A 22,764-nucleotide genomic window follows, 5' to 3' on the forward strand; every position below is an offset into this window, starting at 1 on the left:
AAAGAGGGGGATGCGGACGGTGGGTCAGCCCTGGGCGCCCGGGCCGTCGTAGAGGTTCCAGGGCATGAGCTCGTATTTGTGCTCGCAGGGGTTCCCGGCGGCGACGCGGTACTCGCCGCTGGTGAGGTCGACGAGGCTGGAGAGCAGGGTGGACCAGCGGCGTACCTCGGGAGCGGCGGGGTCGGGGTGCGTGCACAGGGACTCGGGGTGGCCGAGGTGGTCGGACATGGCCTCGTGGACGGCGGTGCGCACCTCCTCGGAGGTGCCGGCGTTCCGGACGGCGGCCAGGCCGCGCCGGGCGCGGGGCACGCGGATGAGCGAGTCCGTGGCGAGCGGGCGGTAGGACTCTGCCAGCTGGGGCGGGACACCGGCCTGGTAGTGGTTGCCGTGGACGAGCACACCCTCGTCGTCGGGGTACATCCACTGGCACGGGCCGGGGGTCGTCTCGACGTCGATGGCGTATCCGGAGCGGTGGGTGAGCAGCGCGTTGCTGGCGATGTGGGCACGCGTCCTGACCAGCGCGTTCAGGGCGTCAGAGAGCCGGGAGGAGTCCAGGACCCGACGGCGGACGAGGGTCTGCGGGACGCCGACGGCCGACCCGAACCGCCCGCCCAGTCCGTTGGCGTTGAGGGCGATCCCGGCGGAGTTGGCGCCGTGCCGGCCCACCTGGCCCGCCTCGACCTGCATGATGAGCGTGGGCCGGGGCGGCTGGACCACGCGGAGCATGAGGACGGTGTCGGCGGTGCCGTGCCGCCAGTCCCAGTTCTGGCCCGCGTAGACGTGGCCGTCACCGGTCGCGCCCTCGGCGAGGGCGAACGAGGTGCAGCCGTCCGAGGCCTCGCGGTCGTCGGCCTCGGTGACGGTGGGCATGGCGCGGAAGGAGGAGTCGTAGATGATCTCCCCGCGCACGTTGAGGGCCAGGACGTCGAGGAGACCGACCCCGGCGCCCTCGGCGATGCCCTCCATCTCGGTCACCATGTCGGCGTCGAAGGCGCGGCAGGTGTCGAGCCACCCGCGGGCGCGGTCCAGGACGCCGCCCCAGCTCAGGCCGGTCTGCTGGTGGAAGGCGCGTTCGTAGAAGCCCATGGCCGCGGTGATCTGGTCCCGGGCGGCCTCTCCATAGGCGACGCCGCGCTCACGTGGGCCGCCGCTGATCTCGATGAGCGGCAGGCCCGAGGGCGTTCGCGACGAGGTGGTGGTCATGATGGTGGTCCCCCGATCACGTCATGTAACATCCATTACGAAGACGCGCATAGTTGAAACGACTGTTTCCTCAGGAGTGTAATGAGTGCTACGCCACAGTCAAGAGCTGTAACAAATAGTTCTTCGAATCCGGGGCTGGAACGCCTCCACACCCTGGTGCGCACTCACTGGGAAAGCCTCTCGCCAGCGGAGCGATCGGTGTGTCGCCTGCTCACGGCCTCGCCGGTCGAGCAGATCCTCTACTCCAACGCCCAGGAGCTCGGTACCGCCAGCGGCACCAGCAACGCCAGCGTCATCCGCACCCTGCGCCGCCTGGGCTACTCCGGACTGCCCGCCCTCAAACAGGAGATCGCCGCCCCCTTCACCTCCGAGGTCGCCCCAGACGTACGCCTGCGCGAACGCATCGACCGCATGGGACGGGACTTCACCTCGCTCTGGGACCGGGTCGTGGACGAGGCCCGCGACCGCGTCGAACACGTGCGCACGGCCACCTCATCCGAGGAGCTCACCCGCGCGGTGCAGGTCCTGGCCGAGGCCGGGCAGACCGTCACCTACGGAGTCGGCTCCTCCAACATCGCCGCCGAGCACCTGGCCCTCAAACTCAACCGCACCGGCGCCCGCGCCCGCACCATAGACACCGACGGCTTCCGACTGGCCGACGACCTGCTGGGCATCCACCGGGGCGACGCCGTCGTGGTCTTCGCCCCCGGGCGCGTCCTGCCGGAGGTGGAGGTGCTGCTCGAACGGGCCCGCGCGGTGGGCGCCCACTCCGTTCTGGTGACCGACGAACTCACCGAGGAACTGCGCGACAGCGTGGACATCGTCCTGTCCGCCCCGCACACCCCCACCGGCATGACGGCCGAGGCCCTGACCGGCATCATCGTCGCCGACGCCCTCGTGCAGGCCGTGGCCACCATCCACCCCGACAGGGCCGTGCGCACCTCACACGAACTCACCGCCTGGCGCGGACGCCTGGGTCACTGACGGGCGAGGGAGGCAGGTCGGCCCCGCCTCCAGCGGGCGGGGCCGGAGAGCCCCCGAAGCCGGGGCGGGGGCCCGGCGCGCCCGGAGGCGGAGGGCGCCGCGTTCCGTCGTGGCCACGGGGGAGGATGGGCCCATGGACTTCTCCGATCCCCTCCCCGGTGACACCAGCCAGGACGAGCGCGCACGGGGCGCCCGGGTGGCGCTGCTGCCCGTGGGCAGTCTCGAACAGCACGGCCCCCACCTGCCGTTGACCACCGACACCGTCATCGCCTGCGCCCTGGCACGGAGCCTGGCCGACGCCCACCCCGGGCTGCGGGTACTGCCGCCGATCAGTTTCGGCTGCTCGCACGAACACGATGCCTGGCCGGGTACCGTCAGCGTCACGGCGCCCACCCTGTACGCGATGGCCTCTGACATCGCGGCGTCCCTGCGGGCCGCGGGCACCACCAAGCTGGTCCTGGTCAACGGGCACGGCGGCAACCACGTGCTCGCCAACCTCGTCCAGGCCTCGCGCGGTGACATGGCACTCTTCCCCGGCCCACACGACTGGGAGGCCGCCCGCCGGGCGTCGGGCATGAACACGACCAACGACCGGGACATGCACGCCGGGGAGCTGGAGACCTCGGTCCTGCTCCACGTGCGTCCGGACCTGGTCCGGCCCGGCTACGAGGAGGCGGACCACCTCGCCGACCGGCGCGACCACATGCTCACCACCGGGCTGTCCCGCTACACGCGCTCCGGTGTGGTGGGTCAGCCCTCACGCGCCACGGCCGCCGAGGGCCGTGATCTTCTGGCGCACCTGGTGCAGGTGTTCGCCGGGTACCTCAACGTGCTCGACCCGCAGAAGCCGCCACACCAGCACCAGCCCGCCGGGAAGGGCGGCGACCAGGGCGAGCAGTCCGTACGCCACTGACACCGTCACACCCGCCTGCGCGCCCAGTCCGGCGGCGCCGAAGGCCAGCGCCGTCACCGCCTCGCGCGGCCCCCATCCGCCCACGTTGGCCGGGACGCTCATCGCCACCAGCGCCAGCACCAGCAACGGGAGCAGGGCCGGAGCGGGCACCGCGATCCCCACCGCCCGGGCGGCCACCAGGAACAGGGTGAGGTGTCCGGCCAGCGCGGCCGCCGACAGCAGGATCACCCCCGGGCCGGTCGACACCGTGAACAGACCGGCCCGGGTGTCCGCGACCGTCGCCGACAGCGTCCGCCACCAGGCCGACCCGTGTCGGCGCCCGAGCACCCAGCCGACCGCGACCACCAGCGCCAGCACGGCGAACACGCCCAGGGAGGCGGCCACCGCCAGCAGCCCCGGGCCCAGGAGGGCGGCGGGCAGGGTGAACAGCAGCACCGCGCAGGTCGCGGCGAGCACCACCTGCCCGGCCATGCGCTCCAACAGGACCGCGCGCACCCCACGGGCCAGGTCACCGGCGTAGCGTCCGTGGCTGAAAGCCCGGTGCACGTCCCCGAGCACACCGGCGGGCAGGACCGCGTTCAGGAGCAGCGCGCGGTAGTAGTCGCCCACCGCCCGTGGCCAGGGCAGACGCAGGCCCACCCCGCGCGCCACCAGGATCCAGCGGGCCGCGCACAACAGGGTCGTGAACAGTCCGATCCCCAACGCCGCCGCCACCGTCGCGGGGTCGACCGCGCCGAAGGCGGCGGTGAAGGCCTCCAGCGGGAACCACCACACCACCCCGGCCAGCACCGCGACCCCGACCGTCGGGCGCACGATCCTGGACCACCGTCCTCCGGTGCCGTTCATGGGTGGGGCACGGCCCCCTCGGGTGGCGACTGCTCCTCGGGCAGCGCCAACAGGTCGTCGTGGTGGACGATCACGCCCAGTTCCCCCCGATCGCACTCGCCGAGCCGACGCTCCAGGTACCCGCCCACGGCCGCGTCGGGGTCCTGCTCCAGGGCCGCGTCCACCCACCCCCGCAGCCAGGAACGGACGAGCGGAACGCTCTCCGGCCCCAACCGCCAGGGGCTCGCCGAGATCAGGGTCCGGTACCCGTGTTCGCCGAACGACCCCGCGGCGGCCCGGGCCGCTTCCGGCCCCCACCGCCCGCCCCGGCGCTGGTGGGCGTTGAACGCCTCCGTCAGCGCGGGGTCGTCCCGGTCGTCCGGGAAAAGCTGCACCCGGCCCGCCACCGACAGCGTGAACAGGGCGGCGCAGCCCGCACCGGTCACCGCTCGCACGATGGCCTCCAATTCCGCGTGTGTGAGCAGGTCGAGCAGGGCCGAACCGGTGACCAGGTCGACCCCGGAAAGGTCCTGTGCGGTGATCGTACCCACGTCCCGCAGACACATCCGCGCGTTGACCTGCGCACCGTCCGCCGAGGTCGCGGGCAGGTACGCCCCGGCCAGGGACAGCAGGCCGGGATCCACGTCGTAGAGGGTCCAGTGCTGGGCCCCGGCCAACCGGGGAGCCAGCCAGCGCCCCTGGGAACCGGAGCCGCACCCGAGGTCGGCGATCCTGACCGGGCTCCGCGATCCGCCGCCGCGTCGCTCCAGGAAGGCGCGGAGCGCCTCGAGCGTCGCGGTGGCGCGGGCCTCGGAGTCGGCGCCCTCCCGCAGGGCCAACCAGCCCGGATCGAAGGCGGGCGGTGGGTTCTCGGACACAGAGCTCAACGGGACTCCTCCCGGTGGGTGCGACCGCCAACGTGCGGACGCCTCCTCCCAGAGTGCCAGCTCGGGTGCGTCCGGGAGGTCCGATCCAGGAAGCCTTTGCCCGGATCTGTCTCCCGGGCCCCTCCCGGCGCCCGGGCCGGTCAGGCTTTCCGGGCCAGACCCGCGTACTGGGGGATGGGGCGCACGGTGCCCACCTCGGTGGGTTCCGGCCGCCACTGGAACACCGAGACCACGCCCGGCTCCACCACCTCGTAGCCGTCGAAGAAGCTCCGGAACTCCTCCACGGTGCGCATGTGGTACTTCTGGGCCACGTGCTGCTCCCAGACGCGCATGCCCTCGGCGGCCCGCTCGGCGTCCTCGACCTCCATGTGCGCCAGCACGCCGTCGCACACCGCGAAGAAACTGCCCGGGGCCAGGCGGTCGACGTAGGAGCGCACCAGGCGGACCGCCTCGCCGATCTCGAAGTGGCCCATGGTGCCCATCAGGGTCAGCCCGACGGGCCGCTCCAGGTCCAGCGTCTCGCCGGCGGCTTCCAGGACCCCGTCCACGTCGCGCAGGTCCGCGTCCACGTACTGGGTCCGGCCAGCGTCGGTTCCCACCAGGAGCGCGCGGGCGTGGGCCAGGACCAGGGGGTCGTTGTCGACGTACACCACCCGGGCCGAGGGATCCAGCGTCTGGGCCACCTCGTGGGTGTTGCCGGCGGTGGGCAGCCCGGTACCGACGTCGAGGAACTGGGTGAGGCCCTCCTCCTTGACCAGGTGGCTGACGGCGCGGCGCAGGAAGAGACGGTCTCCCTGTGCCGCCTCCGCGACCTGGGGGAACAGGGACCTGACCCGGTCACCGACCTCGCGGTCGACGGGGTAGTTGTCCTTTCCGCCCAGCCAGTAGTTCCACACACGGGCGGTGTGGGCGACGGTGCCGTCGATCGGGGGGTGCGTCATGGGGGTCTCGCGCTCCTGTGGGTGTGGGGGGTCGGGGGACCACTCCGCAGTCTCCAGTCCCGAACCACCCCCGCGCAAGCCGGAAGGCCCCGTGCCACGGGGCCTTCCGGATCAGGAGGACAGTGTCGCCCGCTCCCCGGGCTCCGGCCGCTCCTCCTTCTCGGGCGGTGCCATGTCCACGGTGTCGCGCAGCTGGACTCGCGGAAGGAAGAGCGCGACGATCAGGCCGACCACGGCGATGCCGGTGGCGACCAGGAAGATGTCGCCGGTGGAGGAGCCGTAGGCGCCCTCGACGATCTCGCGCAGGAACGGAGGCATGCCCGCCAGATCGAGAGTGGTGCCGTCGGCGCCTCCGGCGGGGACCTCCACGCCCGAGGACGCCAGGCCGTCGGTCACGTTCGTGCTCACCCGGTTGGCCAGGATCGCCCCGAGCACGGACACGCCGATCGTGCCGCCGAGGGACCGGAAAAAGGTGATCGCTCCGCTGGCGGCCCCGAGCTCACGCAGCGGGACCGAGTTCTGCACGACGAGCACGAGGTTCTGCATGGACATGCCCACGCCCACCCCGACTCCCAGCATGCCCAGGGCCACGACGTACAGCGAGGTGGTCGCGTCGATGGTGGACAGCAGCAGGAACCCCAGGGACAGGAACACCAGGCCGGTGACGACGTAGGCCTTGACCCGGCCCGAGCGGGAGACCAGCCATCCGGAGATGGTGGAGGAGACCATCATGCCGAGCATCAGCGGGGTGGTGAGCAGCCCGGCGGCGGTCGGCGAGTAGCCCCGGGCCAGCTGGAAGTACTGGCCCAGGAAGACCGCTCCGCCGAACATCGCCATGCCCACCGCGACGCTGGCCACGATCGCGATCATGGGCTCGCGGCGGAGTACCAGGTGCAGCGGGATGACCGGCTCCGCCACCCGGTTCTCCACCCACACGGCCACGGCCAGCAGCGCGAGACCGCCGGTGACCATGGCGCCGCTCTGCCAGGAGACCCACGCGAAGCTCCCGCCGACGAAGGTCACCCACAGCAGGATGGTGCTGACCCCGGCGGCGATCAGTGTGGCGCCGAGGTAGTCCACGCGCACGTTGGTGCGGTGCTCCTCCACCAGGTGCAGCGTGCGGGTGAGCACCACCAGCGCGACCAGCATGAACGGGACGCCGATGAAGAAGCACCAGCGCCAGCCCAGCCAGGAGGCGTCCGTGAGGGCCCCGCCGATCAGCGGACCCCCGACGGTGGCCACCGCCATGATGGCGCCGATGATGCCGTTGAAGCGACCGCGTTCCTTGGGGCTCACCAGAGCCGCGATGGTGGCCTGGACCAGGACCTGGGAGGCGCCCATACCGAGTCCCTGGAGGGCGCGGAAGGCGATGAGCTGTTCGGTGTTCTGGGCGAACCCGCTCAGCAGCGAGGCCACGATGAACAGCACGATCGAGATCTGGAGCAGCCGCTTCTTCGGGAAGAGGTCGGCGAGTTTGCCCCAGACGGGGGTGGACGCTGTCGACGCCAGGAGCGTCGCGGTCACCACCCAGGTGTACTGGGACTGGGTGCCCTGGAGGGACCCGAGGATCTGGGGTAGCGCGACCGAGACGATCGTGCCGCTGAGCATCGTCACGCCGAGGACGATCAGCAGCCCGCTCAGGGTGCGCATGATCGGTGTACGTGCGGTGCCCTGGGACTGAGGAGTACTCAAGGCTGGCCTCTGGTGAAGGAGAAACGGGTGAGGGTGCGCGGGCGGAAGAGATCTGCCGCGGCGGCAAAAATGCATTGTAAGAATTTTTGCACCCTATGCACGATACCACCGGGCCTGCTATGGGGACCATGCGGCCTCCGGAGAACCCGGTCACACGCGGTCACCTGTACCCGAGTCGCTCAAAGACCGAGCACGCGCGCCATCTCCCGGGCGGACTCGGGCCACCCCGCCAGATCCGTACGGCGCAGTCGAGCCGCGTCGCGCAGGGACGCGCGCAGGTCGGGGTCGGTCAGCCAGTCCCGCAGCGCCCGTTCCAGTGCCGCAGCGTCCCGCGACGGCACCAGCAGACCGGGCACGCGTCCGTCGGGGGCCCGGCCCAACGCCTCGGGAACCCCGCCCACCTCGGTGGCCACCACCGGCACACCCCGCGCCAGCGCCTCGGTCACGACCATCCCGTAGGTCTCCGCGCGGGAGGACAGCACCGACAGGTCGGCGGAGGCGTACACACCCTCCAGTTCCGCGCCGACGACCGGACCGGTGAACCGCACCCGCTCCGCCAGCGGGGCCGGGAGCGGGGGAGGGGAACCCGGGCCCGCGCACACGCACTCCCACGGAAGCTCCACGAGACAGGCGAGGGCGCGCAGCAACAGGTCGTGGCCCTTGCGCGGAGTCAACGAGGCCACGCACACCAGCCGGGGGACGCGGCCCGGCACCTCCTCGAACCCGCTGCCGCGCGCCAGCGGCGCCGTGTCCACCCCCGGCCGCACCACCTCCACGGGCACGCCCGCCTCGGCCAGACCGTGGTGCGCGGCCAGCCGCCGGGCCGCCCACGCGCTCGTGGCCACCACCGTCACCCCGCATCGCAGGACGGCCCCTTCACGCGCGTCCAGGTCCCGGGCCTCCCGCGCCGACAGCCCCGACTCGTCGGCCAGGGGAAGGTGCACCAGCACGTGGAGCCGCAGCCGCCCCGCGTGGGGCAGCACCACCTCGGGCACACCGCACGCCACCAGGCCGTCCACCAGCACGCACGCGCCATCGGGAGCCCCGCCCAGCACCGTGGAGAGCGCACCGGCACCGAGTGGTCCCGGCCGCGGCCACGAGCCGGGCACGGTCACCGTCCGTACCGGTCGTCCGGGGCCGCGCGGGGCGTCGGGCGCACCCTCCCCGCCCAACACGTCCGCGATCCGCCGGTTGTAGGTGTGCCCGCCGCTGGGCGCTCCCGCCTCCGGAACGACGAACAGCGCCGGGGGCCGCGCGGCCCCGGTCACAGCTCGCGTTCGTAGGAGGCCCAGGCCACGTGCGACTCGTGCAGGGTCACCGAGAGCGCGGTCAGACCGTCGGCGTGCGCCCCCAGAGCCCCCGCCGCGATCCGCTCCGCCAAGCGGTCGGCCACCACCCTGGCCAGGAACTCCGTGGAGGTGTTCACCCCGGCGAACTCGGGCACCTCGTCCAGGTTGCGGTAGTTCAGCTCGGCCACCACCGCGCCCAGCTCCTGGGTGGCGGCGCCGATGTCCACGACGATGCCGTCGGGGTCCAGCTCGGGGCGCCGCAGGGTGGCGTCCACCACGAACGTTGCCCCGTGCAGGGCCTGGGCGGGGCCGAAGACCGCGCCCCGGAAGCTGTGGGCGACCATCAGGTGGTCGCGGACGGTGACACTGAACAAGAGGACTCCCCAGGGTGTCGGGACCGGTCGGTTCTGTCAGTTCTGTCAGTTCTCGTACACGACGCGGTGGCACAGGGCCGCGAGCTCGCCGCTGGCCAGCCTCGGGAGCACCGCGGGCAGCTCGTCGAACGGGCTCTCCCCGGTGAGCAGGGCGTCGAAGGCGGGGTCCTCCAGCAGACGCAGCGCCAGCTGGAGGCGCTCGGCGTGGTCGTAGCGCGAGCGGCGGGCCGGAGAGATCATGCCGACCTGGCTGGCCCGCACCGTCAACCGGTGGGAGTGGAAGTCCTCCCCGAGGGGCAGGATGACCCTCCGGTCGCCGTACCAGCTCAGTTCCACGACCTCGCCCTCCACGTGCAGCAGCCGCAGGGAGGAGACCAGGCCCGCCTCGGTGGCGCTCGTGTGGAAGACCAGGTCGCGGTCGCCCTCGGCCTCCTCTGGCCGGGCGAAGTCCACCCCCAGGCGTCGGGCGGTCGCGGCCCGGCGCGGGTCCACGTCCACCAGCTGGACGCGGGCCCCCGGTACCTGGGACAGCAGGCGCGCCACACAGCAGCCCACCATGCCCGCGCCGACCACCGTGACCCGGTCGCCCACCAGCGGCGCGGCGTCCCACAGCGCGTTGATCGCGGTCTCCACCGTGCCCGCCAGCACCGCCCGGGCGGCGGGGACGCCCTCGGGGACCACCGACACCGCCGAGGCGGGCACCACGAACCGGGTCTGGTGCGGGAACAGGCTGAACACCGTCCGCCCCACCAGTTCCCCCGGCCCCTCCTCGACCACACCCACGTTCAGATACCCGTACTTCAGGGGGCCGGGGAAGTCGCCCTCCTGGAAGGGCGCGCGCATCACCCCGTACTGGTTGGGCGGCACCCCGCCGCCGAACACCAGCGTCTCCGTGCCCCGGCTGATCCCCGAGCACAGGGCGCGCACGACCACGTCGCCGGGTCCGGGTTCGGGCAGCTCCACCTCCCGGACCTCGCCCACGCCCGGGGAGCGCACCCAGAACGCCCGAGCCGTCCTCGCCATCCCTCACCTCTTCCTCTCGGCGGCACCGGGCACGGGAACACGCGCCCGCCACAGTCCCACCACGTCACGTCCGAACGACCACAGCAGGGCGACCAGTGCCACCGCCACCACGACGGCCCCCGCCGGCCGGGGGAGGACCCCCGCCGCGGCCACCGTCAACACGATCCCCTGTGCCGCGGCCACGCCCTTGCGTGCCACGCTCGGCGGCAGCGGGCCGCGCAGCCACGGCGCCACGCGGGCGGCGACCCAGAAGAGGTACCGCATCGCACCGATCGCCAGGACCCAGGGTCCCAGGGACCCGGAGACGTACACGCTCAGGGCCAGGATGAGGAACGCGTCGGCCTCCATGTCGAACCGGGCCCCGAAGTCGGACTCCGTGCGCGTCCCCCGGGCCACCAGCCCGTCCACCCAGTCCAGGACCAGGGCCAGGGTCGCCACCGACACCAGCGGCCCGACCGGTCCGCCCTCGGCCACCAGCGCCGTCACCACGCCGATCAGGCCGACCCGCACCAGGGTCACCAGGTCCGCCGGACCCAGGGGCCACCGCTCGTACCGGCGGATCGCCGCCACCAGCGCCACCGTCACCAACACCGCGTAGAGCAGCGCCGCGCCCCAGCCCCGGGGCCCGAGCCAGGAGGCCGGGTCAGCCACCCGCCCGCCTCGCGTCCCCGTTCAGGTGCGGCAGGTCGTGCCCCAGGCGGTCCCGTTTGGCGACCAGGTAGCGGGAGTTGTTCTCGTGCGCGGGAACCAGCAGCGGTACCCGTGAGGCCACCTTCACCCCGTGGTCCTCCAGCGCCCGCACCTTGGCGGGGTTGTTGGACAGCAGCCGCACCGAGCGCACGCCCCGGTACCGCAGCACCCGCGCCGCCGGGCCGTAGTCCCGCACGTCCACCGGCAGCCCCAGGCTCGTCGCGGAGTCCACGGTGTCCAGCCCGCGCTCGTCCTGGAGCAGCTGGGTGCGGACCTTGTTCACCAGTCCGATCCCGCGACCCTCGTGGCCGCGCAGGTACACCAGCACGCCACGGCCCTCGGTCAGGATCGTGTCCAGGGCGGCGCCGAGCTGGTCACCGCACTCACAGCGCAGCGCGCCGAAGACGTCCCCCGTGACGCACTCGGAGTGCACCCGGACCAGGACCTCCTCGCCGTCCCCGAGCGAACCCAGGACCAGGGCCATGTGCTCCTGGCCGTCGACCGGATCCCGGAAGGCCACACAGCGGAACGTGCCCCTGCGCACGACCAGGTCGGACTCGGCGACGGCCGCGCCGTCCAGAGAATGCTCCGTCATGTGTCCTCCGATGCGGATGCGACCTGAACAGTGCGTGCCCATCCCAACGGTCCGATACACGGGCCGGACGACTATTCCGGCAGGTCGACCCGGATCTCCCCGCCCAGCGCGAAGCCGCCCTCCAGCTCCAGGGAGTCCCCGCTCCAGAACCGTCCCGGGTCGTAGTACCCGGGACGCCTGGCCTGGGTCAAAAGCCCCATCTCCTCGTAGGTCAGAGCCATGACCTCCGCGCAGTAGGCGGTCTCCAACCGGCGTTCGCGCGCCCTGTTCCGGAACGGCATCCGGCCCAGCGCCCACCGCCCGGCCAGCTGCGCGGTGGAGGGGAACGGGGTGCCGTTCAGCCGGGCCACCATCCGCAGCGCGGCGTCCTCCATCGCGCGGTCGGTCAACGGGTCCAACTGCCGCAGCCACGCCTGCTGCCCGTAGCGGCGCCCCCACACCAGCACGGCGTCGCGCAGGTCGTGCAGCTGGACCCCGCGCTGGTGGGTGCCGGTCCACATGTCCACCAGGGACCTGCCCAGCTCCGCGTGCCACATCAGCGGTGGGAGGTCGTCCACCACGACGGACATGCCGACGTGGTTGACCGGGCTGTTGGTGGTGAGCTGGATGGCCCGGTCCGGCACGCTCGTGCCCCGGAACACCCACACGTCACCGGTTCTGGTCAGCTCGACCGCCGTGTCCAGGTCCATGCTCGTGTCTGCCACAGGCACTAGCCTATGAGCATGAAGTGGTGGAAGGCTTTGGGAGTGGCCGCCTTCGTGGGTGTGGCGGCCACCGGAGTGGCGATAGCGCGTGCCGAACGCGAGCGCCGCGCCTACACCCCCGAACAGGTCAGGGACCGCCTGCACGCACGTGTGGCCGAGGTCGACCGCGCCGCTCAGCGGCCGGTGGGGGAGCCCGAACACGGGGCCGTGGCCCCGAGCGGCCCGGTGGGCGCCCTGCGTGCGCGTCTGGCCGGTTTCCGGACCTGGAGACCGCGCCCCGTGGCCACAATCGGCCGCCTGGCACGAAGGACACGAAAGGGCGAGCGGGACGCGGCGAAGCGCCAGAGTGCGCCGCTCGGTCGGGAACGGGGCCCCTCCCCAACCCTGCCGCCGCGTCGCCGTGGGCGTCAGGCGCCCTGAACGTAGGAGAGCAGGGTGCGTTCGACCTGCTCCGAGGGGCCCACGCCCAGCGGCGGTTCGCCGCTCTGACGGTCCCAGGCCAGTACGTCGGCGGCGGTGGTGGCCAGCGGGGTCGAGGGCAGCCCGGCCTCCCGCGCCCGACCGAAGTCGCGCTGGAAGGTCTGCTCCCACACCGGATCGGGCCGTACCAGCGGGAAACGGGCCTTGATCGTCTCCGGCGGCACCAGAACCGGTTCCACCTCGCTCCCCGCAGCTCGGGCGCAGGTGCGCAGCATCTCCATCAGGGTGAGCGGTTCGGCCGGTCCCATGGCGTTGAACACGCCGCCGCGGTCGTCCTCAGCCAACAGCACGACGAGTCGGGCCAGGTCCCGCACGTCGAGGAGCTGCACCGGCTGCCCGGGGTCCGCGGGCAGGACGACCTTGCCGCCGCGCGCGGCCCGGCGCACCCAGTACGTGAACTGGTTGACGTTGTCGTGCGGTCCGGCCAGCATCCCGGGCCGCACCATGGTGGCGCGCTCGCCGTACCGGGAGCCCAGTTCCTGCTCACAGGCGACCTTGAGCGGACCGTAGGTCTCCCGGCCGACCTCCTCGGTGTCCCATTCGGGAACGTGGAGGGGAGCCGACTCGTCCGCCCCGGGACCGGCGCCGGGAGCGTAGACGGCGTTGCTGGACACGAACAGGTACCGGCCCACGCGATCGCCCAGCACCTCATGGGCCTGCCGCACGTGTCTGGGCACGAACCCGCTGACGTCGACGACCGTGTCCCAGGAGCCCTCGGCCAGGGCGGTGTGGTCGCCCTCCTCGCGGTCCCCCAAAAGGAGCCCGGCCCGGGGGAAGAGTCCCCGCGCGGTCCGTCCCCGGTTGAAGAGCGTGACCTCGTGTCCGCGCCGCAGCGCGTCGTCGACGATCGCCCGACCGACGAACGAGGTACCGCCCAACACGAGAATCCGCATGAGCCCAGAGCCTAGCGCCCGTTCCCACCAGCTTCGAGCACCCTCACGGCTTCGAACGGGGAGGTCAGTGAGCCAGGACCGACGCCACAGCGGGGATGTGGCCCACCGTGGCGACGGTTCCGGAGGTTCCTTCTCGGATGAGCCCAAATCCCGTCTCAGCGGAACGAACCCGGGCCGGGCGGGCGCTCAGAGCGGTTTGGTGAGGTGGCCGACGCTCTCCAGCAGCGAGATGTGGTCGGTGCCCAGGGACTCCAGGAAGGCGATCACGTCCCGGTGCGGGACCCGGTGCAGCGGGGCGCTGGTGCGGGTCAGACCGACCCGCGACAACCCCTCGCCACCGCCCAGACGGGAGGACGGGGTGGCGGGCGGGTCCACCCGGTACAGGCGCCAGGCGCTGCCCCTGGGGGCGGAGGCCAGCAGCAGACTCGGCCGCTTCCACACGATGAGCGCCCACCCCTTGGGCCCCTCGGCGTGCACGAAGAGGGGGTCCGCTTGGGCTTCCAGCAACTCGACGACCTGCGCGGCGACCGGCACCGGGTTGGTGAAGGCGCCGCGGACCCTGTACGTGCCGGAGTCGTACTCCAGGGTCCAGCCCGAGGCCTCCAGTTCGGCGGCCACGCGCGACAGGTGGCCGTCGTCCCCGGTGGGGGCGGCCACCTCGGAGGGTTCGGGGGAGGGGACGGCGGGGACGACCAGGCCCAGTTCCAGACCCGCCCCTGAGGAGGCCGTTCCGGTGAGCGCGGCCAGGTTGGCGCCGCAGGTGAGCGCGGAGCGCTGGTCGCCCACCTGCCACTCGACCAGCCCGCCGTGCTCGGGGAACCCCTCGGCCACGGGGTTCACGGCCGCCTCCGTCCCTGCCTCGGCCAGGGAACGGGCCGCGTCCTCACGGTCCTGCACCGCCCACGATCCGGGCACGCCCAGGCGCACGTGGGCCGGGGACAGACGCTCGGTGAGGGCGGCCAGGGCCGGGGCGTCGTAGCCGCGCAGCGGCGCGTGCAGGGTGAGTTCGTCGACCGGCCCCTCGGGCAGGTGTGACAGGAGTGGGGCGTCCAGGTTGTGCACCACCCGGACGGAAGTCTCCGTCGGGTTGGTGAGCAGCAGGTCCTCCAGCCGTTCGGCGAGGGCGGCCAGTCGCTCGGCCAGGGACACGGGCAGGGTGATCCGGCTCGCGCAGGAGGCGAGCCACGCGCCCAGTTCGGCGAGCGCCCACGGAACCCCGTCGGGGCCGCCGCGCAGTACCGTCCAGACGCGGTCCTCGGTGGTGGGGGCACCGGAACCGAAGGCAGCCACGACGTGCTCGTCACCCAGGAGCAGGGCCAGATCGGGCACGGGCCGGTCGGTCAGCGCGTAGGCGCGGTCCGGGCGCCGTACGGAGGCCTCCTCGGCGGCGGTGCCGAGCACCGTGACGGACGCCCCCAGGTCCTGGGCGGCGGGCACCAGCCCCGACTCCAGGGCGGAAAGATCCATCACCGTCCCGACCAGCAGGAACTCACGCAGCGGAGCCTCGTTGGTGCGGGCACTCCACTCGTTCAGCAGGGTGAGCGGGGAGACGGACACGGGCGACCTCTGTTCTGACTCCGGGGACGCAAGCGAGCATAGTGGAGGACCTCGCGCAGGGGCCCGGCGATCCCCACCCCCCTGGCGGCCGCGCGGCGACGGGTGCGACGATGTGGGGACCATGTCCGAGAGCGAACTGTGCCGACCGTTGCGCACCGGGGTGTTCACCCTGGTGTGCGTGAGCCTGTCCGCGGTCGGCCATGTGGTGAGCTCGGGGCACGACGTCCCCCTCACCGGCCTCCTGCTGGGCACGGCCGTGGTCCTCGCCGTGGCGTGGGTGCTGTCGGGCCGCAGGCACGGCCCCGGCATGCTCACCGCGTGGATGCTGTGGGGCCAGCTCGCCCTGCACGTGACCTTCTCCTACACCCAGGCGGCGGGCCACGCCGACCACACCGGGGCGGTCCTGGTCCAGGACCCGATGCCCGCCTGGGCGATGATCTCGATGCACCTGGTGATGGCCCTGGTCAGTGCCTGGTGGCTGCACCTGGGTGAGAACGCCCTCTTCGCCTTCCTGCGGTTCATGGCGCTCTCGCTGATCCCGCTGCTGCTGGTGGTCGGCGCCGTTCCGAGCACACGGGCCACCACGTCCGTGCGGTTCTCCTCCGCCGACCAGCACCCGCGCACGCGCCCGCCCTATCTGTGCCACTCCCGCGTCCTGCGCGGACCACCGCCCGTTCTGGCCGCCTGACCGAGGTTTCCACCGCGCCGGGGCATGGAGCACCCGGCGTCGTCAGGCCGTCCTCCCGGTGTCCCCCGTGGTGCCCTCGGCGCCACCTGCCCAGAACACCCCGCGGCCCCCGCTGTCCAGAGACGGCGGGGCGGCCGCGCGGGCGGTGACAGAAAGCACGAGACCCATGACCCGTAGTGACGCTTTCACCACGGTCCACACACCCCCCGACCTGGCCCCGCTGGCCCAGCGCGCCAGAGCGGGGGTTCCCGGGGCGATGGACGCCCTGTTCACCCTGACCCGCGCCGACGTGGTCCGCTACATCGCGCGCAGGGTCGAACCCGCCTGGGTCGAGGACCTCACTCAAGAGACCTTCCACAGAGCCATGTGCGGGCTGCCCGGATACGCCGGACGGGCCCCCGTGCGGGCCTGGCTGCTGTCCGTGGCCCGCCACACCGTCGCCGACCGCTACCGCAGCCGCGAGCGCTCACCCCGCACGGAACCGGTCGACGACTGGGAGCGGGTGCTCGGCGCCGACTCGGCTGAGCCCGGGCGGTTCGACGAGTACCTCGCCCTGGTCTCCCTGCTGGAGGACCTGCCCGAGGACCGGCGCACCGCCTTCGTCCTCACCCAGGTCCAGCGGTTGCCCTACGCCGAGGTCGCGGCGCTCACCGGCGTCCCGATCGGCACGGTCCGCTCGCGGGTGGCCCGGGGCCGCCGCGACCTGGCCCGCCTGGTGCGGGAGGCGGCGTGAGCGCCGCGCTCGCCGACCCCCCGTGTCCCACCCGTTCGAACCACCGTCCCGTGAGGAACCACCCGATGAGAACCCGACACCCGATCCGCGCCCTCGCGGTCGCAACGGCCGCCTTGGTGGCCGCCACCGCCTGCGGAGGGCCCGACCTGGCGGAGGCGGAGCACTACCTCGACCTCTCCGACCAGCCCATGGCCGCGTCCGGGATCGAGCTCGCCACCGTCGACGGGGAGCCCTGGGGGTTCACCGACGTCGCCGACGACCGGCTCACCCTGCTGTTCTTCGGCTACACGAGTTGTCCGGACGTGTGCCCGATGACCATGGCCGAGATCAACGTCGCCCTGGAGCAGGCCGGAGAGGACGCCGACGGGTTCGACGTGGTGATGGTGAGCAGCGACCCCCAGCGCGACACCGACGCCCAGCTCCGCTCCTGGTTGGACCGTTTCGACCCGGACTTCCAGGGCGTGCGCGGGGACGTGGACGACACCGTGCAGGCCGCCCTGGACTACGGCGTGCCCATCGATGCCCCCGAGGTCACCGAGGGCGAGTACCTCGTCTCGCACGGCGGCCGCATCCTGGTGCTGACCCCCGGCGGTGAGGCGGCGGGCATGTTCGACGAGGGCGTGGGCGCCGACGACATCGCCCCGCTGCTGCCCGTTCTGCGCTCGGAGCTGCTGTGAGCCCCAGGACGGGGGTCTCCCGGCGCGGCCTGCTTGCGGGCCTGGGCGCCGCCGGTGCCGTGGGCCTGACCACCGGGGGGCTGCTGGGTGCCGGGGCCGCGCGCGTTCCCGGAGGCGAGGACCCGGCCCGCGACCTGACGCTGTCCCGGAGCGGACCGGAGGACGGGCGTCCGCCCGCGCTGCTCACCCCCACACCGGCCCACGTCCACGTGGTCGCCGTGGACCTGCGCGCCGAGGAACCCGGAGAGGTCTCCGAACAGGCCCGCGAGGTCCTGGCCCTCTGGGGTGAGCACGCCCGTGAACTGCACGAGAGGGGGCTGGCCGCACTCGCGCCCGGCGCGCCCACCCAGGGACTGAGCCCCGCCTCACTGGGGGTCACCCTCGGCCTGGGCGGCGCCCTGCTGGACCGGGCCGGTCTGGGCGACCGGCGACCCGCACCCCTGGAGGAATTGCCCGCGTTCGCGTCGGACCGGCTCGACCCCGCCCTGTGCGGGGGCGACCTGATGCTGCACGTGGGAGCCGAGGACCCGCTCGTGGTCAGCGCCGCCGTGGAGCACCTGCTCGGGCTGGTCCGCGACCGGGCCGCCGTGCGTTGGTCCCTGCCCGGGTTCCAGCGCGCCGCCGCCACCGCCCGGGACGCCTCGGCCACCCCGCGCAACCTCATGGGCCAGGTCGACGGCACGGTCAACCCCGAGCCCTCGGAGGCGGCGTTCGGCCCCCAGGTCCTGGCCGCGCACCCCGAGCCGGACACCGCGTGGATGGACGGCGGGAGCTACGTGGTGGTGCGGCGCGTCCGCATGCTGCTGGACGACTGGTTCGACCTCGCGCCCGAGGCCCGGGAGCGCGTGATCGGCCGACGCCTGTCGGACGGCGCGCCCCTGGGGCGCGATCGGGAGGACGACCTCCCCGACCTCGCCGCCAGGGACGCGGACGGTCACCCGGTGGTCCCGGCCGACGCCCACATCCGCCTGGCCAGTCCGGAACGCACCCTCGGCGCACGCATGCTGCGGCGCGGGTTCAACTACGACCTCGGCTGGAGGGGCGGTCAGCGCGAGGCCGGGCTGCTGTTCACCGCCTGGCAGGCCGACCCGCGCACGGGCTTCACCGCCGTCCAGAACGAACTCGACCGGGGCGGGGACGCCCTCAACACCTATGTCCGACACGAGGGGAGCGCCGTCTTCGCGGTGCCGCCAGCCCTCGATTCCCACCCGGCCCACACCCTCTGGTGACCGGCCGACCGACACACAGGACACCATCATGAAGACACACACCCTGACCCTGCTGGCCCTGGCACTGTTCGTCACGGGCTGCTCCACGGACACCGCCGTGCGGGAGGCCGTCGTCGAGACGCCCGAACGGGGCGGCGCCGAGGTCGACGCGCTCATCGTCGAGGACGCCTGGATGCCCGAACCGGCCAACCCCGAGGTCGGTGTCGTCTACATGGCGATCACCAACACCGACGCCTCCACCGCGGACGCCGTGGTCGACGTGCGCACCGACGCCTCGCCCGACGCCGAACTGTGCACGACCGAGACCTCCGACTCGGGCGCCGCCGTGATGCGGACCCTCGACGAGATCCCCGTCCCCGCGGGCGGTACCACCACCTTCGTCGACGGCGGCTATCACGTCATGGTCAACGACATCCCCGAACCCCTCTTCGTCGGGGACTCCGTCACCGTCACGCTGGGCTTCGCCAGCGGAACCGAGATCGAGCTGGACGTCCCCGTGCAGGAGATGACCGGCCCGACCCCGGACGAGGCGGACCACGGCGCCCACCACTGACGGATCCGCGCGGGAACTAGGCGGGGGTGACGAGCTGGATGAGGTTCCCGCAGGTGTCGTCCAGCACGGCGGTGGTGACCGGGCCCATGGTGAGCGGCTCCTGGGTGAAGGTGACCCCGAGCGCGCGCAGTCGCTCATATTCGGCGTGGACGTCGTCCACCTGGAACTGGGTCACCGGGATGCCGTCGTTGACCAGGGCCTCCCGGTACGGGCCCACGGCGGGGTGGCCGGAGGGCTCCAGCAGGAGCTCGGCACCCTCGGGGGCCTCGGGCGAGACCACGGTCAGCCAGCGGTTCTCCTCCTCGGGCGCGCCCAGTGGTACGTCGTGTTTCTTCCGGAAGCCCAGGACGTTGGTGTAGAAGTCCAGAGCCTTGACCTGGCTGTCCACGAAGACGCTGTTGATGTGGATTCTCATGAGTCGCTCTCCGGTCGGTCCGGCCCGAGCCACCGCTCGACGATGTGCGTGAGCGGTGCCGGGTTCATGGTGTGGAACTTGTAGCGCCCCTCGCGCCTGCTCTCGACCAGTCCGGCACCCTCCAGGACCGCGAGGTGCTGGGAGACCGCCTGGCGCGACATGTTGAGCTGGTGCTTGGTGATCAGCCGGGTGCAGAGTTCGAACAGGGTCTGCCCGGACCGTTCACCGAGTTCGTCGAGGATCAGTCGCCGGGTCGGATCGGCCAGGGCCTTGAACAGTTCGTCGGACACGCGCCCACTATAGGCAAGTGCTTACTTGCCTATCAAGTCGTGGACTGGTGTTTTGCGATTTCTTGAACCGTTGGTGTCCTACGCCCCGTGGACCCCGGCCAGGAGCTCGGGCGGGGCGGTCGACCGCGGCGTGGAACCGTCCGTGCGCCAGAACCAGGCCCAGTTGGCTGGATGCGGTCAGCCCCTCCGCCAGCGGGGCGGGTTCTCGCGCGTGACTGAGGACGCGGTGACAAGAAGGCGGGAGGGACCCTGTCGGGACCCGCTTCGCCTTCGCCCGACCCCGCTCGTTACTCGTCGCCGCCGTAGCTGTTGTACTCGTTGGCCCGCTCCTGGCCGGACAGCGCGTGGATGGCGTCCATGACCTCGTCGGTGATCACCCGGCGGGCCTTGCCGGGGGCCATGCTGTCGAAGCCGGTCGAGAAGTCCATCGGCTCGCCGAAGCGCACGGTGAAGGGGCGGGGGCGCGGCATGTTGGCGCCGATGGGCTGGACCTGCTGGGTGCCCGAGACCGCGACCGGCACGATGGGCGCCTTGGACTCCAGGGCCAGGTGGGCGACTCCGGTGCGGCCCCGGTACAGGCGGCCGTCACGGGAACGGGTGCCCTCGGGATAGACCACACAGGCCTCGCCCTCGTTGAGGCGGTCCAGCATCATCTCCAGCGACACCATGGCGTCGCGTGCGTTGCCGCGCTGGACCGGCATGGCGCCCAGGGAACCGAACACGGTCCGGGTGACCCGCCCCTTGATCCCGGTGCCCTCGAAGTAGTCGGACTTGGCGAGGAAGCGCACGGGGCGCTGGGTGACCGACAGGGGGATGACGACACTGTCCACGAACGACAGGTGGTTGCTGGCGAGCAGGACCGCACCGGTGGCTGGGACGTTCTCACGGCCCTCGATGGTCGGTCGGCACAGGGTCCGGGCGAGTACCGCCGCGGTCTGCCGCAACGCACCGTAGAGCACGTGTTCTCCCTTGTGTTGTCGGACGTGGCCGACCTCAATGTAAGGGTGACTCGCCGGTAATGATGACCGGCGGCACACAGAGTGCCGCACGTCACGTATCGGGCCAAATCGTGACGAATTGGGAGGTTGGAGGCGTCGCGCGGACGCGGAGTTCAGCCGTGCGGGCGCCAGTCGGCGTTGGCTCCGCACACCACCAGGCAGGGGTTGTCGCCGGGCACGCGTCCGGCCAGCCAAGCGGCGAAGGGGACGGCCGCGGCGGGTTCGGCGGCGATACGGAACTCCTGCCACAGACGGGTCTGGGCGCTGATGATCTCGGCGTCGCTGACCAGCACGGGCGTCACCGGATGCTGACGCAGCACCTCGAAGGGCACCCGGCCCAGGATGGCCGCGCCCAGGGCCGAGGAGGCGACCGAGTCCACGGGGGTCCGGACCGGCTGTCCGGCCGCCAGCGCCGCCCCCAGGCTCTGACAGCCCTCGGGCTCGACCCCGACCACACGGCGGTCCCCGGCGCCCAGCCGCACCCCCGCGACCAGCCCGCCACCGCCCACCGCGACCACGATCGAGTCGCACTCGGGCGCGTCGGCCGTGATCTCCAGACCCACGGTCCCCTGACCGGCCACCACCAGCGCGTCGTCGTAGGCGTGCAGGTAGCGCACGCCCTCGGACTCCGCGCGGGCCACGGCGGCCTCGGCCGCCACCGCGAACTGCTCGCCGACCCGGACGATCTCCGCGCCGGTGGCCGCCAGCGGCTCCGCCTTGGCCTCGGGCACCGTCTCGGGAACGTACACCGTGGCGTGCACGCCCAGCATGCTCGCGGCCGTGGCCACGCCGAGGCCGTGGTTGCCACCGGAGGCGGTGATCACCCGGTCGGTGGGCTCACCGCCGAGCAGGGCGTTGAGAGCGCCACGGAGCTTGAACGCTCCCGTGCGCTGGAGGTGCTCCAGCTTCAGGGTCAGGGGACGACCGTCGATCTCGGCACGCATGACCGGGGTTCGTCGGACGTACGGCGCGATGCGTTCGGCGGCGGCTCGGACGTCGGTGGCCGTGGGTACGGCGGGCGCGGTCGTGGTGCTCATGCTCCCACTCTGCCGCTCCTGACCAGGAACGCAAAGTGGAGGCTGCTAAGGAAGGCTAAGCGGACCTTTGTGTCAGACTTTGTCCTGTACGTTCCGCGTCGTGCCTGGAGGGAAGAGGTGGTCGCGTGCTGGACGCCAACCGTCTGCGCGTACTCGTGGAGATCGCGCACGCCGGGTCGATCGCGGCCGCGGCCGACCGGCTCTCCTTCACCCCGCCCGCCCTGTCCCAGCAGCTCACCAAGCTGGAACGCGAGGTCGGCACCCGCCTGGTGGAACGCGGCCGCACCGGAGCCACCCTGACCAGGGCGGGCGAGGTCCTGCTCGAACACGGTGAACGGGTCCTGGGCGAACTCCGCGACGCCGAGGCCGCCGTCCGCGCCGTCGCGGGCGACCGCGCCGACCGCCTGTCCCTGGGGGCCTTCGCCAGCGCGGGGAAGGTCCTGCTCCCCGGGGCGCTCGCCGCCTTCGGCCACGAACACCCCCACGTGCGGCTGTCGCTGTCCGACATCGAACCGCCGGGCGGCCTCGGGCTGGTCACCTCCGGCGACCTCGACCTGCTCATCACCCACCGCTACCCCGGGGTGCCGCTGCCGCGCGCAGACGGTCTGCACCGCGAACGCCTCCTGGTGGACCCCCTCCTGGTGGTGGCGCCCACCGGACACCCCGTCACCGACACCGAACCCTCCCTGGCGGACCTGGCCGACGAGGAGTGGATCTGCGGCGCCCCCGGCATCCACAACCGGGTCAGCCTGGACACCGCCGCGGCGGCGGCCGGGGTGCGCCTGACCGTCGCCTACGAGACCCGCGACTACGAGGTGGCCCTGGCGCTCATCACGGCCGGGGTGGGGATCGCCCTCATCCCCCAGAGCATCCTCGACGCGTCGTACGGCGGAGGCTGGGTCAGCCGACCCCTGCACGGCGCCCGGCTGGCTCGGGAGATCTACACCGTGCACCGTCCGCGCCCGCCCGAACCGGTCCCCGGCATGGTCGCCACCCTGCGCCGCACCGCCGCCCGCAGCCTCCGGACCCGACTTCCGCGTTGATCCGCCAGAAGGGGGCGGCTCCGGCCCGATGAGTTTCGACGACACCGGGGG

General features: G+C 72.6%; 25 protein-coding genes and 1 pseudogene. 9 read left to right on the top strand and 17 right to left on the bottom strand.

Translation table 11 applies throughout. The annotated features are described in order from the left end of the window. Window positions 1-24 precede the first annotated feature (24 nt). Window positions 25-1,203, bottom strand: a complete 1,179-nt coding sequence (locus BDW27_RS21060) for a C45 family peptidase (RefSeq protein WP_110051262.1) — start codon at window positions 1,201-1,203, stop codon at window positions 25-27. A gap of 198 nt (window positions 1,204-1,401) precedes the next feature. Between BDW27_RS21060 and BDW27_RS21065 the strand changes: the two genes are divergently transcribed. Then, window positions 1,402-2,187 carry a MurR/RpiR family transcriptional regulator gene (locus tag BDW27_RS21065; protein ID WP_017543118.1) on the top strand — a complete coding sequence of 262 codons (786 nt, stop codon included), beginning with the start codon at window positions 1,402-1,404 and terminating at the stop codon, window positions 2,185-2,187. A gap of 133 nt (window positions 2,188-2,320) precedes the next feature. After that, window positions 2,321-3,100: a creatininase family protein gene (locus tag BDW27_RS21070; protein WP_110051263.1), complete on the top strand. Its 780-nt coding sequence runs from the start codon at window positions 2,321-2,323 to the stop codon at window positions 3,098-3,100. A 15-nt stretch (window positions 3,101-3,115) separates the two neighbouring features. Here the strand turns inward: BDW27_RS21070 and BDW27_RS21075 are convergent. The 10 genes and pseudogenes from BDW27_RS21075 to BDW27_RS21120 form a co-directional block, all read right to left on the bottom strand. After that, window positions 3,116-3,946 (bottom strand): annotated as a pseudogene (locus BDW27_RS21075) (YbhN family protein); the annotation flags it as partial. After that, entirely contained in the window at window positions 3,943-4,803 is an 861-nt protein-coding gene (locus BDW27_RS21080; RefSeq protein ID WP_110051265.1) for a class I SAM-dependent methyltransferase, read from the bottom strand. The gene BDW27_RS21080 and the pseudogene BDW27_RS21075, both read right to left, overlap by 4 nt. A gap of 149 nt (window positions 4,804-4,952) precedes the next feature. Continuing rightward, on the bottom strand, window positions 4,953-5,753 hold the full coding sequence (locus tag BDW27_RS21085; protein ID WP_110051267.1) for an SAM-dependent methyltransferase: 801 nt from the start codon (window positions 5,751-5,753) through the stop codon (window positions 4,953-4,955). Between the two features lie 111 nt (window positions 5,754-5,864). Further along, window positions 5,865-7,403 carry an MFS transporter gene (locus BDW27_RS21090; protein ID WP_199560731.1) on the bottom strand — a complete coding sequence of 513 codons (1,539 nt, stop codon included), beginning with the start codon at window positions 7,401-7,403 and terminating at the stop codon, window positions 5,865-5,867. 221 nt (window positions 7,404-7,624) lie between these two features. Then, window positions 7,625-8,713: a glycosyltransferase family 4 protein gene (locus BDW27_RS21095; protein ID WP_110051270.1), complete on the bottom strand. Its 1,089-nt coding sequence runs from the start codon at window positions 8,711-8,713 to the stop codon at window positions 7,625-7,627. Continuing rightward, on the bottom strand, window positions 8,710-9,108 hold the full coding sequence (locus BDW27_RS21100) for a 6-carboxytetrahydropterin synthase (RefSeq protein WP_017543124.1): 399 nt from the start codon (window positions 9,106-9,108) through the stop codon (window positions 8,710-8,712). Before BDW27_RS21100 ends, BDW27_RS21095 begins: the two co-directional genes overlap by 4 nt. A 45-nt stretch (window positions 9,109-9,153) precedes the next feature. Continuing rightward, entirely contained in the window at window positions 9,154-10,131 is a 978-nt protein-coding gene (locus BDW27_RS21105; RefSeq protein ID WP_110051271.1) for a zinc-binding alcohol dehydrogenase, read from the bottom strand. A gap of 3 nt (window positions 10,132-10,134) precedes the next feature. Continuing rightward, window positions 10,135-10,782 (bottom strand): CDP-alcohol phosphatidyltransferase family protein, encoded by a 648-nt coding sequence (locus BDW27_RS21110; protein ID WP_110051273.1) that lies wholly within the window; start codon window positions 10,780-10,782, stop codon window positions 10,135-10,137. Beyond that, window positions 10,775-11,416 carry a GTP cyclohydrolase II gene (locus BDW27_RS21115; RefSeq protein ID WP_017543127.1) on the bottom strand — a complete coding sequence of 214 codons (642 nt, stop codon included), beginning with the start codon at window positions 11,414-11,416 and terminating at the stop codon, window positions 10,775-10,777. Before BDW27_RS21115 ends, BDW27_RS21110 begins: the two co-directional genes overlap by 8 nt. A 71-nt stretch (window positions 11,417-11,487) precedes the next feature. Further along, window positions 11,488-12,105, bottom strand: a complete 618-nt coding sequence (locus BDW27_RS21120; protein ID WP_110051274.1) for a hypothetical protein — start codon at window positions 12,103-12,105, stop codon at window positions 11,488-11,490. Between the two features lie 33 nt (window positions 12,106-12,138). On the opposite strand from BDW27_RS21120, the gene BDW27_RS21125 reads away from it, so the two are divergent. Beyond that, window positions 12,139-12,540 (top strand): hypothetical protein, encoded by a 402-nt coding sequence (locus BDW27_RS21125; RefSeq protein WP_233515869.1) that lies wholly within the window; start codon window positions 12,139-12,141, stop codon window positions 12,538-12,540. Here the strand turns inward: BDW27_RS21125 and BDW27_RS21130 are convergent. Both BDW27_RS21130 and BDW27_RS21135 read right to left on the bottom strand, forming a co-directional pair. Beyond that, window positions 12,528-13,493 carry an SDR family oxidoreductase gene (locus tag BDW27_RS21130; protein WP_110051278.1) on the bottom strand — a complete coding sequence of 322 codons (966 nt, stop codon included), beginning with the start codon at window positions 13,491-13,493 and terminating at the stop codon, window positions 12,528-12,530. The genes BDW27_RS21125 and BDW27_RS21130 overlap by 13 nt on opposite strands. Before the next feature lie 186 nt (window positions 13,494-13,679). Continuing rightward, window positions 13,680-15,050: a hypothetical protein gene (locus BDW27_RS21135; protein ID WP_110051279.1), complete on the bottom strand. Its 1,371-nt coding sequence runs from the start codon at window positions 15,048-15,050 to the stop codon at window positions 13,680-13,682. Window positions 15,051-15,171: 121 nt separating this feature from the next. On the opposite strand from BDW27_RS21135, the gene BDW27_RS21140 reads away from it, so the two are divergent. From BDW27_RS21140 to BDW27_RS21160, 5 genes are all read left to right on the top strand, one after another. Next, window positions 15,172-15,738 carry a hypothetical protein gene (locus tag BDW27_RS21140; protein WP_199560725.1) on the top strand — a complete coding sequence of 189 codons (567 nt, stop codon included), beginning with the start codon at window positions 15,172-15,174 and terminating at the stop codon, window positions 15,736-15,738. Between the two features lie 166 nt (window positions 15,739-15,904). Beyond that, on the top strand, window positions 15,905-16,471 hold the full coding sequence (locus BDW27_RS21145; protein ID WP_017543133.1) for an RNA polymerase sigma factor: 567 nt from the start codon (window positions 15,905-15,907) through the stop codon (window positions 16,469-16,471). A 65-nt stretch (window positions 16,472-16,536) separates the two neighbouring features. Then, on the top strand, window positions 16,537-17,148 hold the full coding sequence (locus BDW27_RS21150; protein WP_110051283.1) for an SCO family protein: 612 nt from the start codon (window positions 16,537-16,539) through the stop codon (window positions 17,146-17,148). Then, on the top strand, window positions 17,145-18,377 hold the full coding sequence (locus BDW27_RS21155) for a Dyp-type peroxidase (protein WP_017543135.1): 1,233 nt from the start codon (window positions 17,145-17,147) through the stop codon (window positions 18,375-18,377). Before BDW27_RS21150 ends, BDW27_RS21155 begins: the two co-directional genes overlap by 4 nt. A gap of 28 nt (window positions 18,378-18,405) precedes the next feature. Then, window positions 18,406-18,930, top strand: coding sequence for a copper chaperone PCu(A)C (locus BDW27_RS21160; protein WP_110051284.1), 525 nt, complete (start codon window positions 18,406-18,408; stop codon window positions 18,928-18,930). A gap of 16 nt (window positions 18,931-18,946) precedes the next feature. Here the strand turns inward: BDW27_RS21160 and BDW27_RS21165 are convergent, their stop codons facing one another. From BDW27_RS21165 to BDW27_RS21180, 4 genes are all read right to left on the bottom strand, one after another. Continuing rightward, window positions 18,947-19,345, bottom strand: a complete 399-nt coding sequence (locus tag BDW27_RS21165; protein ID WP_110051286.1) for a VOC family protein — start codon at window positions 19,343-19,345, stop codon at window positions 18,947-18,949. Next, window positions 19,342-19,635: a helix-turn-helix transcriptional regulator gene (locus tag BDW27_RS21170; RefSeq protein WP_017543138.1), complete on the bottom strand. Its 294-nt coding sequence runs from the start codon at window positions 19,633-19,635 to the stop codon at window positions 19,342-19,344. The genes BDW27_RS21165 and BDW27_RS21170 overlap by 4 nt, the downstream gene beginning before the upstream one ends. A gap of 287 nt (window positions 19,636-19,922) precedes the next feature. After that, window positions 19,923-20,594: a 1-acyl-sn-glycerol-3-phosphate acyltransferase gene (locus tag BDW27_RS21175; protein ID WP_110051287.1), complete on the bottom strand. Its 672-nt coding sequence runs from the start codon at window positions 20,592-20,594 to the stop codon at window positions 19,923-19,925. 152 nt (window positions 20,595-20,746) lie between these two features. Further along, window positions 20,747-21,670 carry a threonine/serine dehydratase gene (locus BDW27_RS21180; protein ID WP_110051289.1) on the bottom strand — a complete coding sequence of 308 codons (924 nt, stop codon included), beginning with the start codon at window positions 21,668-21,670 and terminating at the stop codon, window positions 20,747-20,749. A gap of 125 nt (window positions 21,671-21,795) precedes the next feature. On the opposite strand from BDW27_RS21180, the gene BDW27_RS21185 reads away from it, so the two are divergent. Continuing rightward, a complete protein-coding gene (locus tag BDW27_RS21185) occupies window positions 21,796-22,713 on the top strand; it encodes a LysR family transcriptional regulator (RefSeq protein WP_110051291.1) in 918 nt (305 codons plus the stop codon). Window positions 22,714-22,764: the final 51 nt, after the last annotated feature.

Source organism: Nocardiopsis sp. L17-MgMaSL7, assembly GCF_003182025.1.
Classification (GTDB): Bacteria; Actinomycetota; Actinomycetes; order Streptosporangiales; family Streptosporangiaceae; genus Nocardiopsis; species Nocardiopsis prasina.

Excerpts from the sequence above, each read along its gene's own strand:
- BDW27_RS21060 (WP_110051262.1), bottom strand. The coding sequence starts at position 1,203 with ATGACCACCACCTCGTCGCGAACGCCCTCGGGCCTGCCGCTCATCGAG.
- BDW27_RS21070 (WP_110051263.1), top strand. The coding sequence starts at position 2,321 with ATGGACTTCTCCGATCCCCTCCCCGGTGACACCAGCCAGGACGAGCGC.
- BDW27_RS21085 (WP_110051267.1), bottom strand. The coding sequence starts at position 5,753 with ATGACGCACCCCCCGATCGACGGCACCGTCGCCCACACCGCCCGTGTG.
- BDW27_RS21090 (WP_199560731.1), bottom strand. The coding sequence starts at position 7,403 with ATGCGCACCCTGAGCGGGCTGCTGATCGTCCTCGGCGTGACGATGCTC.
- BDW27_RS21105 (WP_110051271.1), bottom strand. The coding sequence starts at position 10,131 with ATGGCGAGGACGGCTCGGGCGTTCTGGGTGCGCTCCCCGGGCGTGGGC.
- BDW27_RS21115 (WP_017543127.1), bottom strand. The coding sequence starts at position 11,416 with ATGACGGAGCATTCTCTGGACGGCGCGGCCGTCGCCGAGTCCGACCTG.
- BDW27_RS21120 (WP_110051274.1), bottom strand. The coding sequence starts at position 12,105 with ATGGACCTGGACACGGCGGTCGAGCTGACCAGAACCGGTGACGTGTGG.
- BDW27_RS21125 (WP_233515869.1), top strand. The coding sequence starts at position 12,139 with ATGAAGTGGTGGAAGGCTTTGGGAGTGGCCGCCTTCGTGGGTGTGGCG.
- BDW27_RS21130 (WP_110051278.1), bottom strand. The coding sequence starts at position 13,493 with ATGCGGATTCTCGTGTTGGGCGGTACCTCGTTCGTCGGTCGGGCGATC.
- BDW27_RS21140 (WP_199560725.1), top strand. The coding sequence starts at position 15,172 with ATGTCCGAGAGCGAACTGTGCCGACCGTTGCGCACCGGGGTGTTCACC.
- BDW27_RS21145 (WP_017543133.1), top strand. The coding sequence starts at position 15,905 with ATGACCCGTAGTGACGCTTTCACCACGGTCCACACACCCCCCGACCTG.
- BDW27_RS21150 (WP_110051283.1), top strand. The coding sequence starts at position 16,537 with ATGAGAACCCGACACCCGATCCGCGCCCTCGCGGTCGCAACGGCCGCC.
- BDW27_RS21160 (WP_110051284.1), top strand. The coding sequence starts at position 18,406 with ATGAAGACACACACCCTGACCCTGCTGGCCCTGGCACTGTTCGTCACG.
- BDW27_RS21165 (WP_110051286.1), bottom strand. The coding sequence starts at position 19,345 with ATGAGAATCCACATCAACAGCGTCTTCGTGGACAGCCAGGTCAAGGCT.
- BDW27_RS21180 (WP_110051289.1), bottom strand. The coding sequence starts at position 21,670 with ATGAGCACCACGACCGCGCCCGCCGTACCCACGGCCACCGACGTCCGA.